This is a genomic window from Allobaculum stercoricanis DSM 13633, from assembly GCF_000384195.1.
Classification (GTDB): Bacteria; Bacillota_I; Bacilli_A; order Erysipelotrichales; family Erysipelotrichaceae; genus Allobaculum; species Allobaculum stercoricanis.
The window spans coordinates 1,151,028-1,166,512 of record NZ_KB913034.1 but is presented as its reverse complement, the minus strand read 5'-3'; the positions used below and the strand labels follow the sequence as shown (position 1 = coordinate 1,166,512).

Sequence of the window (15,485 nt, the reverse complement as noted above, 5' to 3'; positions counted from 1 at the left end):
AAAGATGGTTTAGAGAACGCTTATGATGGGAAACAAGGGGAAAATCATGAAAAGTTTAGATTGGATCAAACAAGATGATATTCGCAAAGGACTCGCTTTAGGTGGGGGCGGAGCCCGTGGTTGTTATGAAATCGGTTTTTGGAAAGCGATAAATGAAAATGAAATTTATTTTGATGCGGTATCGGGAACATCCATTGGTGCGTTAGTTGGAGCGTTTTATGTTCAAAACCGTTTGGATTTGATGCTTGATTTTGTTGAACATTTAGAACCTGTTGCGATCGCCAAAGACTTATTTGCTTTTCCTGAAACACTCAGCACTTGGATTAAAAACCGCAAAGAAATTGGATCATTTTTACAAAAGTATATTTTTTCAAGATCAGGCATGGATATTTCACCATTAAAAACAAAGATTGACTCATTGTATGATCATCAAGCGTTCAAACAATCACCTATCGATTTTGCGTGTATGACATTTAATATTACGACATTAAAACCAGTTGCTTATCAAAAAGCAGATATGCATTTCGAAAATGCCAAAGATATCTTGATTGCGTCTGCTTCTTGTTATCCCGCATTTCCGGTTTTAGAAATGAATGGCGAACAATATATTGATGGAGGTTATGCAGATAACGTCCCGATTGATTTAGTAGCTGACTTTAATTGTTCCCATATTTTTGCAATTGATGTAGAAGGACCCGGTGTTGTTCGAAGTGTCGATCCAAAACTGGATGTGTTTATGATGAAGCCCATTTTACCTTTGATGAACTTTTTAGATTTTACTGCGACTTCGGGTATGAAAAATCTGCAAGTTGGTTATTTTGAAACACTTAAACTGTTTCAAAAACGGGCTGGGGCAATTTACACGTTTGCTCTTTTGCAACAAAGTGTATTGGATTTATTAAGCGGATATTTGCAATTTTGTTTTGCAGTAGAAGGGATCGATATTGATTTTGAACGACTCGATCGTATTGCGCGTGCAACTGTGGGTAATTCAAAGTCAGATCTTTCCGATACACTATTTGAAAGGGCATCATATGGATTACTTGTCGAATTGCTTGCTTACCTATTCGAAATCGATGCCTATAAAGAGTGGGATGTGTTTGCTTTTTTAGCACAATTATTTGATCGATTAAACGAAAATGAACTTTCACAAGATGAAATTGGTGAAATGATCAACCAACTTTCCAAAAGAAATATCAGTCGCATCAATGCCGTCTGTCTATTTCAATGGATTATGCGTCGTGATGGGGAATATGAAGCAAGAAGCAAACTACAAGCATTTGCCTCTATTTATCCAAATGAAATCGTTCTTGCCTGGGCTTGGAACTTTTTGCAAAAACTGGATCACCGTCATCGATTAAGTGAAGTAACTAAAGTTACAACAAAAATAGAACATAAAGACAATGAACAGACAGAAGATCGATGGAAAATAATCGAGAACATCTATTTAGAACAGTTAGGAAAAATCGAAAAGATGTTCAATAAAGCACAATCAAAGAATAATGAACAACAAAATGATGAGAAAAAAGAGCCTTAAAGTGATAAGGCCCTTTTTTATGTGAATGGATTTTAAACTAAGCTTCTTTAGCAAGGTTTGGATCAAACCATTTAAAACGAGTATCCATATCGATTTCAAGAGAAATTGTATCGTGAGTAAATGGTTGTTTATAAGATAAACGATACGATTGCAACATCAATCCTTTGTTGTTGCGTACCATGCCATAAAGAGGATCGTTCATAATTGGATAACCAATATGAGCAAGATGGACGCGGATTTGGTGTTTACGTCCTGTAGTAATCTTTGCTTTGACTAAAGATTTGTCATCAAATAATTTCAATCGTGAAATATGAGTGTGAGCAGGTTTGCCTTTTTTGAACACCATCATTTTTTCAGCTTCATGACGATTTCTTGCAATAGGGTTGTTGATATCGATTTCACGATGATCGACACGACCATCGACAACCGCAAGGTATTCTTTTTTTGCTGTACCATCTTCAAATTGGCTATCGAGATAAGACTTTACAAGAGGGTGTTTAGAGAATAGAACAAGTCCACTTGCTTCTAAGTCGATTCGATTGACTGCTAAAGCAGGGAAACGAGCATTGTTTTCTTGTAAGTATGCATTGATACGTGCGGTGAGTGTATCTTCGCTGTAGCCATCACCATGGACTAACAAAAATGGTTTTTTATTGACAACAATCGACCAGTCATCTTCGTATACAACCGCAATACCTGCGTAATATACGGGAGTTTCTTCATTAAAATCATAAGTATCATCGATGACCACACTGATTTTGTCAGATGGGTTGATTTCTTCTTGAGGGTTTGTGATAGATTGTGCGCCTTTTAGAATTTGCACATGCTTTTTCTTTTCTTTGGAAAGATCCAGTTTTGTCCAAACATCCTCTAGAGTAATTGCTTGGTCAGTTTTGACTTGGAGGTTTCCATTCGAAAGGAGCTGAATTTGAATTGACATATTGACCTTCCTTTCAATCTTTTCTATGATACCGCCTTTTTTTGAAAAGTCTTGAGAAAACAAAGGGAATAAAAAGAATTTTAACTTTTTGTTCAATTGAAACTAGATCATCGCTTGTTACATACAAAACTCATCAAATATTCATTGAAGAAATTAGACTTAACTTCAATATGGAGACGATCGATCCAAAAAAATCTAAAAGATTTTGAGTATTTGACTAGTAAGGATAGACTAATCATGAGAAAATTAGGCCATGAAAAGAAATGCTTCAAAACGAAGTATAAAAAATTAATTAAGAATAAGGAGAAACAATTATGAAAGTATTTAAAGGAACAAACGGTGAACTCGTAGAAGTTGTTTTACCACTTGATGCCGATGTAGAAGTTGCAATCAATGGCGAACCTGCAAAATTATTAGTTGCTGGTGCAGTAGATGCAGCAAAAGAAAAACACGTACCAGAAGTTAAATTAGAAGATGGTAAAGTAAAAGTCCAAGTAGGTTCTACATTACACCCAATGCTTGAAAACCACTGGATTACAAATATTTGGATTGAATATGCAGACGGTAGTGTAGAAAAAGCAACTTTACTTCCAGGTGAACAACCAGTTGCTGAATTTGATCCAAAAGATAAAAAAGGTCTTGCAACTGTTTACGAATACTGCAACCTCCATGGTCTTTGGAAAGCAGAAATCGAACTTTAATCAATTAATCTGATTCACTACAAAGCATTCTTAGATTCATTCGAGTCAAGAGTGCTTTTTATTTTCTCTGTTCAAAGATACGAAAATAAAATGATAAAAATAATGAAACTTTTTGTGTGAAAGAGTATTCAATCCCATAAATATTGCGCATAATAAGAACAAAGGAAGGGCTTTGGATATGGAAGAAAATAAACGTGTCATCGAAGAAACTTCAGACGAACAAGTAAAAGAAAATGCACCAGAACAATTAGAGGAAGCTGAATTAGCTTGTCAACAAGAAACAATGGAAGAGTGCAAGAAAATTGATCATCAAATTTTAGCGAAGATGTATGAAGAACGTGTAGAAGCACTCAATAAAATTGCAGAATTAGAAAAACGAGTAGAAAGTATTCGCAATAAATTGATGAATCAAGAACCTACACCAGCTCAAATTCGGGAACAGATCGCATCTGAGCATCGCGTAAAAGAGGACGTTCATCCTAAACCATTAATCGATGAACAAGATCAATTAGAGTGGGAAGAAAGAATGAATGATCGATTGAATCAAATTAAAGAAACAGGTACGAAATTGACGACTAACGCAACTGAGCAACTGGATCAATTTAAACACAAAGCATCTGATTCAATTCAAACGTTCAATGAAAAGATGGAAGAAGATCCACAAACCACGATTAAACAAGTTCTCGCAGCGATTTTAATGCTGATTGGTCTGGTGACTGTAATTCGTAATATTTTTAAATCATAACTATAAATAGCACGGCATCAATCTATCCGAAACTCAGAATTAAATGGATGAGTTTCGGATTTTTTAACGAAAGAAAGATGCGTGAATCTTTATTATTTTGATATTACATGTAAGGATTGTTGAAATTGAAATATCTATTTTTGAGTTGAATATTGCTAAGAAAGCGGACGGATATCAGCAAAATTTGACCAAAATTTAATCACTTTGCATAATGTAGGGTGACAAAAGACTTTGTCTTACCTAATACTGAGAATCTTGAATTCTAAAAAAATGAAATTTTGGTTCCAGAAAGGAAAACTGTGAAAAAATCAAATAAGAAAATTAGAGCTCGTTATAAAGCAAAAACAAAACGCAATAAGAATCTCGAGTTCAACGTAACAAAACAGGCAGCGCAAAGCGAAACAGCCTTAGATCAATCCACATCCAAAATCACGGACCAGCGAGAACAAAGGGAAGAGATTTTGGTTCAAGGTACGAAATCTGAACAAATAAAACAAATGGATTCTCCATTGAATGAAACGATAAACCAGGAAGGAATGCAACAAAACGATATGTCCAATAAAATCAATAAAACTCCAAATCAAAACTCAGACTGGTCACTTGATTTACCATTTGATGTCTTTAAAGCGAATAATCAACAAGATAATTCGAAAGTGGATGAAGCGGAAATTGTGGCGCGCGATGTCATGAAATTAGATGAAACCACTGCAAGCGAAAACTTAAGAATTAAAGAACATGCACCGATCAACCCTCATGATCTATTAGCAGAAGCATTAATTCGTCCACATGGTTTGCAAAGCAATGATTCGAATGTTGAAGTGAATATGGGAACTACCTATTCCTCCACGCCTAATGACGAAGCGCAAAAAGAAGAACTCGTTCGCCCGGTTTTAAAACGATCTAAACCAAAAGCACAGGAAAGTGATGAAGGTATTGAGCATAAAGAGGATCCAAAAGAAATTTTAATGCCAATGCAACAAAATAACGTAGCGGAAAGGGATACAGCCACGATGAATACATCTGATATCAACATTTGGAAAAACTTACTTTCTGATTTACAGAAAAACACGGAACAAAACGAAGTTGTAATGGAAGAAATCGAAGAAGAAATGGAGTTACAACAACAACGTCATAAACAAGAAGTTTTGGAAATGTACGAAAAAGTTGTTGAACAAATGCAAGCTCTAGAAAAATTATTGAGTGATTTAAAAACAGATACATCTTTCTCCTTGCCTGAAGATGTAAAAACAAAAGAATCATTTATCCGCAGTGTTGAAGAACGTTTAGAAAATTCAAAAAAATTAGCAAAAACTGCCCAAGAGTTATTGAATACACAAACAACAACTCCAGAAACAATTGAAACAATTCGTGTTGGACGCCGCGACGAACGTACGCAAGTTAGAGCTCGTTTTCCTCGTGAAGCAATCTTAGGGAACTGGATTCATTACTTCACAAAAGATATGTTTACATGCCAATGTTTCTGGGATGATGGTGACTTCAAAGAATATGACTTCCGCAATGATCGTTTAGTTGAAGAAAGAACAGGACATTACCGTGTTCAAAATAACCAAGTTTTACTCGATTATGATGAAGGCCGTCAATCTGTATATACAGTTTGTGGCTATTCCGATGAGTGTCTCGATTATTTGATCAATAAAACATCTGTACGCTTTGACTACATTGCCGAAGAAGATTTGAACCGTTTATTAGAAGGAAGTATTCGTCGCTAATATTAAGTATAAAGATCAAAAGAAAACCAAGTTGCTGTTCTTGTGAAATAAGAACGTCACAACTTGGTTTTTTCTTTATGTGTGTCGGGCATGACACACATCTTGTCGGTGAAAGTCCGGCCACGGGTATTTGTCGCCAAGTGTAGCAAACCGCAAGCCGAAGGCCGTGAGGCCGGGGTGAAGGAAGCGGTGTAGCAAAGCTGTCGAGCCTACGAACAGAAACCTGATATAAGGCCAAATGGCGGGTAAGGTTGCATAACAAACCAAAGCCCAAAAGACAAACGTAACGCCAAGACGGTAAATCAGGAGGTTGTGCAGTGAAAGATGTGTGTCTTACCCCGAGAGATCTCGCGGACGATATTCCGAGATGCTTTAAAATCAGCAATCGGTGGCCCAAGAATACGGGTTCGGTCGAAATAAGGTTTGTCGCGAGAAGTCAGCTGAGGGCATAGTAAGTCATCGACTGAAGGCCCTAATGGTTTTACAGAGCGTTCCGCTTTGAAATAACAAACCAGTAATCTGTAAATCTGGAAAAATCCAACACAGAAGAAACGTAATCTTCTGGGACACTCTGGACGAGGATGATCTGAATTTGTTTGTGAAAAGAAAGGAGACGCATCATGCGTTTAATTGAATCAATACTTCAATCAGAAAACATGAATCAAGCTATCCGAGCTGTCCAACGGAACAAAGGTTCAGCCGGAATAGATGGAGTCACAGTGGGTGATCTTGAATCCTACTGGGATAAGCATCAGGAAGAAATTACTGAGGCTATACTGAATATGAAATATAAGCCCCAACCGGTCAGACGGGTCTATATCCCTAAACCTAATGGAAAGAAACGCCCGTTAGGTATTCCAACTGTCATGGACAGAGCCATTCAACAGGCAGTTGCCCAGGTGCTCGATCTCATCTTTGACCCGTCGTTTAGTGATAGTAGTTTTGGTTTTCGTAAAGGCAGAAGTGCACATGATGCCATCATGCAGGCATTGAATTACCTGAACGAAGGTTACGACTGGGTCATCGATTTAGATATCGAGAAATTCTTTGACAAAGTGAATCACGATAAACTCATTTCACTGATCCGAAATCTCATCAATGAAAAAGAAGTTCTCCATCTGATCCGATCTTTCCTCAAGTCAGGCGTGCTTGAGGAGGGCAAGATCGTAAAAAGTGATCTCGGTACACCGCAAGGTGGGTGCATTTCGCCAGTACTAGCCAACATCTATCTAGATCTATTCGACAAAGAATTAGAGAGTAGAGGTCTTAGATTCTGCAGATATGCCGATGACGTCGTAATCTTCGTCAAAAGTGAAATGGCTGCGAATAGAATCATGAAATCAGTTTCCAGTTGGTTAGAAAGGAAACTATTTCTCACTGTCAGTGCAACTAAAACCCATGTATGTCGATCACCAGAAAGTACCTTTCTAGGTTTCACCTTTTGGAAAGGAAAAGACGGATGGAAGGCAAAACCGGCAAATGACCGTAAACAAAGACTCTATGACAAAATCAAAGAAGTTCTTTGTAGAAAAAGAGCGGTCGCATCACCATTAAAAGACGTGTTTACAAAAGTAAACCAAATTGTCAGAGGTTGGATTAACTATTTTAGAATTGGTTCGATGAAAAAGTTCCTGACTAAGTTCGGTGAGTGGCTCAGGCATAAAATCCGAGTTGTCATATTGAAACAGTGGAAAAGACCACGAACAATCTTCGATAACCTGATGAAATTGAATCGCATATCTAAATGGCCTTTAGAATCTGAATTGATCAGACAAACGGCCAACTCCAGGCTAGGCCTATATAGGACAGCAGGAATGCGAACAGTGAACTTTCTGATCTCACCAAATATTTTGGCAATGAGAAAAGGAGATCGACCAGGATTGATCGATCCCCTTAATCTCTATTTATCATTTTATAACGCATGAAATAAAACTGTAAAGCTGTAGCGCCGTATACGAGAACCGTACGTACGGTGCAATGAGAGGGGCGGGACTCACAGATAGTCTCCCTCTACTCTATTTGCGAATGAACGATTGATCTGATTCAGGAACACCATTTTCATCGGAAATATAGCGTTCAACGTCCATGTGAAGATCATATTTATTTCGCAGTTCGATAATCTGCTTCATCATTTTAGAAGAATGGTGAAGATCAATTGCTTCTTGATTTTCCCAACTATCAATTAAAAGCAATGTTTCGGGATTGTCTAGAGACAAGAAATAATCATATTTTAAGTTTCCTTTTTCTTGGCGGATAGCATCAACTACACCATTGGATATCATTTCTTCGGCGAATTTGCGAGCACTGCCATTTTTTCCGTGATAATAAAGATTGACGGTAATAGCCATAAAATTTCCTCCTGTTAGTTAAGTCGATATAGCTTAACTGTCACAAATTATCCACCTAAACAATGCATGTGAACAATTGGAACATCAGAAGATAGCATGCCTATTTGTAAAAATTTAAAGAAAAAGAACATTCCATTGCAATGTCACTTTCTAAGAAGGAAAAATATGAATCACGAAAAAATTATGATCATGCGTTTATTTTTTACTTTACAAAGAAAAACGAGTTGTGATCTGGAAGTGAACAAGAAGTTTTGGTTTTATTCATCGCTTTTCAAAAAAAGAATGGTTACTTTTTGGTGAATATAAAGCCCAAGATAAGCGTGTACAGATGATTGAACAATTTTGATTCGGATCTATTTAAGGATAAAACAATTGCGATGTAGAATGAATTACACAAGTCGAAATAATTTTAAGATGGCTTATGGAATTTTATACTAATCATAGAAATGTAGCTCGATTGGAGGAATGGTCGAAAAGACGAGTGAAGGATATTTGGAATTTATCTAAAAACAATATGAAAAAAAGTGGAAAAAATGACTAAAAATGAAAAGAATTACAGGAAATATTTTTGTTTTTTTGCGTCAAATTTATCTAAAAAATAATGAAAATCGGCGTTAAAATTATGTAGTTTACACAAAATAATAAGTATGTCAAGTTACGAGTGAATATTTTTGATATTTTTATCTTTCTCATAAAATAATCTGAATAAGATAAAATATAAATCATAATAATTTAAATTATATCTAATATGTATAATTTAAAAGAAATATAGTTCTGATTTTCAAAACGACATGAGGAAGTGAATCTTTTAATAGTGAATAAAAAACATGAATTTGTGAGCGCTGGAAAAATCTTGTAAAAAAAGAATTCAAACGAGAATGATCTATGAGTAAGTGATATAATCACTATGAAATCAGTTTCAGGAGGAAAAATATGGAAAACAACAAAATGCTTGCCATGATTCTGGCTGGCGGGCGGGGCACTCGTTTGTATGATCTGACAAACAAAACCGCAAAACCTGCTGTTTATTTTGGTGGAAAATATCGCATTATCGACTTCCCTCTATCCAACTGCGCAAACTCTAATATCAATGTAGTTGGTGTGTTGACGCAATATGAACCAGTAGAATTAAACGCTTATGCAGGAGCTGGACAACGCTGGGGTCTCGATACTCGTGGTAGTGGTGTCTATGTCTTACCACCTAGTGAAAAAGACGGAACAAAATTTGGTGTATATCAAGGAACTGCGGATGCAATCAACCAAAACATCGATTTTATCGATGAATTCAACCCCCAATATGTTTTGATTTTATCTGGTGACCATATCTACAAGATGGATTACGACAAAATGCTTACGGAACACCGTAACAATGCTGCTGATTTAACAGTCGCTGTTCGTCCTGTACCATGGGAAGAAGCACCTCGCTTCGGTATCATGAACACTGATATGAACAACCGTATTTTAGAATTCCAGGAAAAGCCAGCAGAACCAAAGTCTAACTTAGCTTCAATGGGAATCTACATTTTTGATTGGCCATTATTACGCCAAACTTTAATTGAAGATGCCCAAGACGAAAATTCTGAACATGACTTTGGTAAAAACATCATTCCGAACTTATTGAACCAACAAAAACGATTATTTGCCTATAACTTCAACGGTTATTGGAAAGACGTTGGAACAGTTGATTCGTTATGGGAAGCAAACATGGACTTAATTAACCATAACGACCAACTCGACCTTGGCGATAAAGAATGGAAAATTTACACAGCAGATATTCCAACATTGCCACAATACGTATCTCGTACAGGTAAAGTTGAACATTGTTACATCAACCAAGGAGCAATCATCCGTGGTCATGTTAAAGACTCCGTATTATTCAATGGAGTAACAATTGATGAAGGCGCTGAAGTCATCGAATCTGTTTTAATGCCAGGAACAGTTGTTGAAAAAGGTGCAAAAGTTTATCGTGCAATTTTAGCTGAAAAAGTAAAAATCGGCGCTAATGCCGTTGTAGGAAGCCCAGATTCTAAGAAAATCGAACTGGTCGCTGCTGATGTGAAAGGAGAAGAGTAATTATGCCAAACGCTCTCGGTATTGTTTCCTTTACTAGTCCGGCAATCTTCGTTAGAGGAATCTCTAGCTATCGTCCTGTAGCTGCGTTCTCTTATGTAGGACGTTATCGTTTAGTCGATATCCCAATTTCCAATATGACAAATTCTGGAATTCAAGATATTCAAGTTTATACAAACGGAAACCCTAAAGTTTTATTTGATCATGTTGGAAGTGGAAGACATTACAATATCAATAATAAACATGGCCACATCTCAGTTATTCCAGTCATGAATGAAAGCATGCAGTGCGAATTCGTATCTGACCTTGCTGGCTATTATGCAAACCTCGATGAAATCGAAGATGCAACAAATGAATACGTGATCATCGCTCCAGTAAACTGGATCTACAAAGCAAACTTCAACGATTTACTCCAAAACCATATTGATTCTAAAGCAGATGTTTCTGTTCTTTGCTGTCACTATGATGAAAATACAAAACCTGGAAACTTGTTGAATGCAAACTTAATTGTTTCCGATGAAAATGGGGCATTCAAAGAAATTAAACGCTATATCGGTGGGGAAGCAACTTTTGATGTTTCTTTAGACACTTATATTTTGACAAAAGTGAAATTTATGGAACTCATCAAAGTGGCTCATGAATATTCTCCAATGTTCTGGATGACAGATTTAATCAATGTGTTAACAGAAAAAGGCGAATTAAAAGTCAATAAAATTCCGTATAATTATCCAGTATTCCCAATCTTGGATATTAAGAGCTATTACAATTCCAATATGGAAATGCTTCAAGAACGCAATATGGCTTTCTTCAATGATCCAAATTGGCCTATTTTCACTCGTACAAACGACTCCGCGCCAACAATCTATCGTGGTCAAGGAACTGCTCAATGCGCATTAATCTCAAATGGTTGCGAAATTAGCGGTAAAGTCAACGAATCGATTCTTGGGCGTGGCGTAAAAGTTGGTGCTGGCTCTATTATCAATAACTGTTTGATTTTGCCAGGTGCAGAAATTGGCGAAAACGTAATGTTAACAAACGTTATTGTGGATAAAGACGCTAAAGTCATCCATAAACAGGAAATTACTGGCTATGATGACAACCCACTTTACATTGGCAGAAGGGAGATTGTTTAATGGCATCGATCTTAATGGTCGCAGCAGAAGGTTTACCATTTGTTAAAACTGGTGGTTTAGCAGATGTTATTGGTTCTTTGCCACAAGCACTTGCCGAAATTGGTCATGAAGTTAAAGTCGTCATGCCAATGTATAAAAAGATCGCAGAAAAGAACTTCAAAGATTTGACTCGGTGTGCTAGTTATTCCGTAAACATTAACTACAACGAAGTTCCTGTAACGATCTATTCTCAGACAATCGGCAAAGTTGCTTATTTCTTTGTTCAACATCAAGGGTATTTTGAAAGAGATGCACTTTATGGTTATCAAGATGATGGCGAAAGATATGCTTATTTCCAAAAAGCAGTAGTTGAAATGTTGAACCAGTTAAATTACTGGCCAAACATTATTCATTGTCATGACTGGCAAACAGGTATGATCCCTTGCATGATTAAAGAAACGCATTCTCATGATGCTCGTTATGCAAGAATCAGATTTGTTTATACGATTCATAACCTATTATTCCAAGGGAACTTTGGACCAGAAATGACAGATTCCTGCTTAGGCTTACCTTACTATTTGCTCGATAACGGTAATATCCGTTTTGACGGTGGAGTTTCCTTCATGAAATCTGGCATCTTATATGCCGATAAAGTGACTGCGGTTTCTCCAACTTATTCTCAAGAAATTTTGACTCCTCAATATGGTGAACATATGGAAGGCGTATTAAATATGCGTCGCTATGACTTATGGGGAATTGTCAACGGTATCGATATTCAGAACTGGAATCCAAATACAGACCCAGCTCTGCCTTATCATTACAACAAAATCACAATGTCTAAAGGTAAAGCAAAATGTAAAGAAGCTTTACAAAAAGAACTTGGTCTTGAAGTCAATCCTAACGTAATGCTCGTTGGTGTAGTTAGCCGTTTGACTTATCAAAAAGGATTCTATTTAATGCTTGAAAAGTATCAAGAATTAGTAAATGCACCAATTCAATTGGCGATTCTTGGTACTGGAGAAGAAGCAATTCAAAACGTGTTTAGAGACATGGAAAATCAAAATAAAGGTAAAATTTGCTTCTATCAAGGCTATAACGAAGACCTTGCCCACCGCATTTATGCTGGTAGTGACTTGTTCTTAATGCCATCATTATTCGAACCATGTGGATTATCACAGCTTTGTTCTTTACGCTATGGTACTTTGCCTCTTGTTCGAGAAACTGGTGGTTTAAAAGATACTGTTAATCCATATAACGAGTATGATAAATCTGGTGATGGATTCTCTTTTGCGAACTATAGCTCTGATGAGCTTATGAATACGCTCAACAACGCCATCAACGTTTACTACAACCGTCCAGAGGACTGGAAAGCATTGCAGAAAAACGCCATGAACCGTGATGTTTCTTGGGAAAATTCTGCGCAAATTTACAACAGAATGTACGAAACTTTACTTTAAACGATGAAGATCGCAGTAAGTGCTTGTCTGTTAGGAATTCCTTGTCGCTACGATCACAAAGGTTGTTATGATAAAAAAGTCGCTGCTCTTCAAGAACAACACGAACTCGTTCCTGTTTGCCCAGAGATGCTTGCAAATCTAGGTACACCACGCGATCCGTGTGAACTTGTAAGCGGACAGGTGATCACAAAACAAGGAAAAGACATTACGAATCAACTTAATCAAGGCTTGGACGAAGCAATGAAGATGATTGAAGAGCAAGGCTGTAAATTGGCCGTTCTTCAACAGCGCTCACCAACTTGTGGATGTGGATTAATCTATGACGGAACCTTTTCATCAAAGCTGATTCCAGGAAATGGTTTGTTAACTCAACAGTTATTGAAACGAAATATTCCTGTAGTAAGTAATGAAGAATTTGCTGTAAAACTCCTTGCAGATATAGAGAAATGACCTGAATTGTGTAATGCCTTAGTTTTTTGGCGAAAGAATTGAATAAAAAGTTGTAAATTGCGAATTATGCACTAAAATTATTATGTAATATTTTTCGGGAGGAAATGAAAAATGAAACAAACTACTGTTAAAGTTATTGATCCAGTTGGATTACACGCTCGTCCTGCTACTGTAGCAGTTAACGCAGCAAACAAATGCAAATCTGATGTTAACGTTGCTTTCAAAGGCCGCGAAGTAAACATGAAATCTATCATGGGTGTTATGTCTTTAGGTATTCCTACACAAGCTGAAATCGTTATCTCCGCTACTGGTGAAGACGAAGAACAAGCTATCGCAGCTATCGAAGAAGCATTAAGAGCTCAGAAAGTTATTGAATAATATTATTTTAAAATTGAAAAAGACCCGCTAGGGTCTTTTTTTGTAGGGAGTTGTCGCTTGTTTTCTTTTTGAAAACAAATTGAATGAGATATGAAAAATCAAGGAAGCGATTACATAAAAATGGTATAATTCTAAAGAACATGGAGGTATTAGCGAATGTCTATTGTTGAAGAACGCTATCAAAAATGGGTCAACAGCCCAAATCTAGATTCAAGATATAAAGAAACTCTTGAAACAATGAATGCAGAAGAAAAAAATGATGCATTCTATACCACAATTAAATTTGGTACTGCAGGCATGAGAGGATTATTAGGCCCAGGTACAAACCGAATCAATATTCATACAATTCGTAAAGCTACGCAAGGTTATTCTGAATATATCAAAGAAAATGGTGAAGAAGCTTGCAAACAAGGTATTGCGATCGGTTATGACAACCGCCACATGTCTAGAGAACTTGCTTTTGATTGTGCTGATCTTCTCGCTAAAAACGGTATTAAAGCATATGTATTCGAAAGTTTACGCCCAACCCCAGAATTAAGCTTTGCAGTACGTCATCTTGGCTGCTTTGGCGGAATTATGATTACAGCGAGCCATAACCCAAGACAATATAACGGTTACAAACTTTATGATGAAAAAGGATGCCAATTAATCCCTTGTTTAGCTGAACAAGTTATTGAAAAAGTTAATGCGATCGAAGACGAATTATCAATCAAAACAGATATTTCTGACAATGTAAGAAAAGAACTTGTACAAGTAATTGGTGCTGATGTCGATCGTCCATATTATGATGCAGTAGAAGGAATTCAATTAAATCCTGATGTGAAAAAAGACATCAAAATCGTATTCTCCCCCGAACATGGTACAGCGAACGTTCCTGTAAAAACGATTTACTCAGAAGTTGGTTATCATTGCATTCCAGTAGAAGAACAATGCACACCAGACCCTGATTTCTCTAATACACCAACACCAAACCCTGAACAGCCAGGTGCTTATGAACTGGCATTAAAATATGCTAAAGAAAATGATGCAGACATCATTTTAGTATGTGACCCAGATGCTGACCGTATGGGTGTTGGCGTTAAACATGATGGTGAATATGTCGTGATGACAGGAAACCAATCTGGTGCTGTTCTTTTAGAATACATCCTCGATCAGATGGATAAAAAAGGAACGATGCCAGAAAACCCAGTGATGTTTAACACGGTAGTTACATCAGATTTAGGCGAAAAAGTTGCATTAGCCCATAACGTAGCTGTAGAAAAAACATTAACTGGATTCAAATTCATTGGCGAAAAAGTCGCAAAATACGAAACAACACATGAAAAGAATTACGTATTCGGTTATGAAGAATCATATGGTTCTTTGATTAAACCATTCGTCCGTGATAAAGATGCTCCACAAGCTTGTTTAATGCTTGCCGAAGCTGCTTCTGTTTATAAAGCACAAGGCAAAACTTTAGTCGATGTTTTAGAAGACCTCTACAAACAACATGGAACTTATGAAGAAAGCCAAGTTGCAGTTGAATTAGAAGGGGAAGCTGGAGCGAAGAGAATCCAACAGATCCTTGCTGATTTAAGAACAAATGGTTTAGATGAAATTGCTGGAGAAAAAGTCGTTCGTTTTGAAGACTATAACGATGCAGTGATCAAAGAAAATGGAGAAACAAAACCATTAGAAGGATTCACGAAATCTGACGTATTAAAATACTATCTTGAAGATGGTAGCTGGATTGCCGTTCGTCCATCCGGAACTGAACCAAAATGTAAATTCTACTATTGCGTAAAAGGGACAGACCACGCTGATGCAAAAGCGAAAACAGCAACGTTCCAAAAAGCAATGGCAGAAATTACAGGAACAGATAAATAATTCTTGAACTTCATAGAATCGTTGAATATAGATTGAACAAGTCGAACTCGGTTTTGTCTTTGTTTTGATAAAACCGAGTTTTCATTATTTTGATAGGTATTTTGTCAAAAATCACAACTAAAACAATGTATATTTGTGGTTGTTAAAGATA

13 protein-coding genes are annotated in these 15,485 nt (G+C 36.8%); 11 read left to right on the top strand and 2 right to left on the bottom strand.

Annotated elements, in window-relative coordinates:
* Positions 1-46: 46 nt before the first annotated feature.
* On the top strand, positions 47-1,537 hold the full coding sequence (locus tag ALLST_RS0105380) for a patatin-like phospholipase family protein (protein WP_169336052.1): 1,491 nt from the start codon (positions 47-49) through the stop codon (positions 1,535-1,537).
* Between the two features lie 37 nt (positions 1,538-1,574).
* Here the strand turns inward: ALLST_RS0105380 and ALLST_RS11050 are convergent, their stop codons facing one another.
* Positions 1,575-2,477, bottom strand: coding sequence for an RluA family pseudouridine synthase (locus ALLST_RS11050; RefSeq protein WP_019893064.1), 903 nt, complete (start codon positions 2,475-2,477; stop codon positions 1,575-1,577).
* A 314-nt stretch (positions 2,478-2,791) separates the two neighbouring features.
* On the opposite strand from ALLST_RS11050, the gene ALLST_RS0105365 reads away from it, so the two are divergent.
* From ALLST_RS0105365 to ltrA, 4 genes are all read left to right on the top strand, one after another.
* Positions 2,792-3,178: a desulfoferrodoxin family protein gene (locus ALLST_RS0105365; RefSeq protein ID WP_019893063.1), complete on the top strand. Its 387-nt coding sequence runs from the start codon at positions 2,792-2,794 to the stop codon at positions 3,176-3,178.
* Between the two features lie 178 nt (positions 3,179-3,356).
* The gene (locus ALLST_RS0105360; protein ID WP_019893062.1) at positions 3,357-3,923 is read left to right on the top strand and encodes a hypothetical protein; all 567 of its coding nucleotides are present in this window, start codon (positions 3,357-3,359) and stop codon (positions 3,921-3,923) included.
* 299 nt (positions 3,924-4,222) lie between these two features.
* The gene (locus tag ALLST_RS0105355) at positions 4,223-5,653 is read left to right on the top strand and encodes a hypothetical protein (protein ID WP_019893061.1); all 1,431 of its coding nucleotides are present in this window, start codon (positions 4,223-4,225) and stop codon (positions 5,651-5,653) included.
* Between the two features lie 620 nt (positions 5,654-6,273).
* Positions 6,274-7,578: a group II intron reverse transcriptase/maturase gene (ltrA, locus tag ALLST_RS0105350; protein WP_019893060.1), complete on the top strand. Its 1,305-nt coding sequence runs from the start codon at positions 6,274-6,276 to the stop codon at positions 7,576-7,578.
* A gap of 90 nt (positions 7,579-7,668) precedes the next feature.
* On the opposite strand, the gene ALLST_RS0105345 is transcribed toward ltrA, so the two are convergent.
* Positions 7,669-8,001, bottom strand: a complete 333-nt coding sequence (locus tag ALLST_RS0105345; protein WP_019893059.1) for a putative quinol monooxygenase — start codon at positions 7,999-8,001, stop codon at positions 7,669-7,671.
* Between the two features lie 933 nt (positions 8,002-8,934).
* Here ALLST_RS0105345 and ALLST_RS0105335 point away from each other — a divergent pair.
* The 6 genes from ALLST_RS0105335 (at position 8,935) to ALLST_RS0105310 (ending at position 15,334) form a co-directional block, all read left to right on the top strand.
* Positions 8,935-10,074, top strand: a complete 1,140-nt coding sequence (locus ALLST_RS0105335; RefSeq protein WP_019893057.1) for a glucose-1-phosphate adenylyltransferase — start codon at positions 8,935-8,937, stop codon at positions 10,072-10,074.
* Between the two features lie 2 nt (positions 10,075-10,076).
* Positions 10,077-11,204, top strand: coding sequence for a glucose-1-phosphate adenylyltransferase subunit GlgD (gene glgD / locus ALLST_RS0105330; RefSeq protein WP_019893056.1), 1,128 nt, complete (start codon positions 10,077-10,079; stop codon positions 11,202-11,204).
* Positions 11,204-12,640: a glycogen synthase GlgA gene (gene glgA, locus ALLST_RS0105325; RefSeq protein WP_019893055.1), complete on the top strand. Its 1,437-nt coding sequence runs from the start codon at positions 11,204-11,206 to the stop codon at positions 12,638-12,640. Before glgD ends, glgA begins: the two co-directional genes overlap by 1 nt.
* 3 nt (positions 12,641-12,643) lie before the next feature.
* Complete coding sequence (locus ALLST_RS0105320) at positions 12,644-13,090, top strand: 2-thiouracil desulfurase family protein (RefSeq protein ID WP_019893054.1); 447 nt, start codon at positions 12,644-12,646, stop codon at positions 13,088-13,090.
* 111 nt (positions 13,091-13,201) lie between these two features.
* Positions 13,202-13,468: a phosphocarrier protein HPr gene (locus ALLST_RS0105315; RefSeq protein ID WP_019893053.1), complete on the top strand. Its 267-nt coding sequence runs from the start codon at positions 13,202-13,204 to the stop codon at positions 13,466-13,468.
* Positions 13,469-13,624: 156 nt separating this feature from the next.
* Complete coding sequence (locus ALLST_RS0105310) at positions 13,625-15,334, top strand: phospho-sugar mutase (RefSeq protein ID WP_019893052.1); 1,710 nt, start codon at positions 13,625-13,627, stop codon at positions 15,332-15,334.
* Positions 15,335-15,485: the final 151 nt, after the last annotated feature.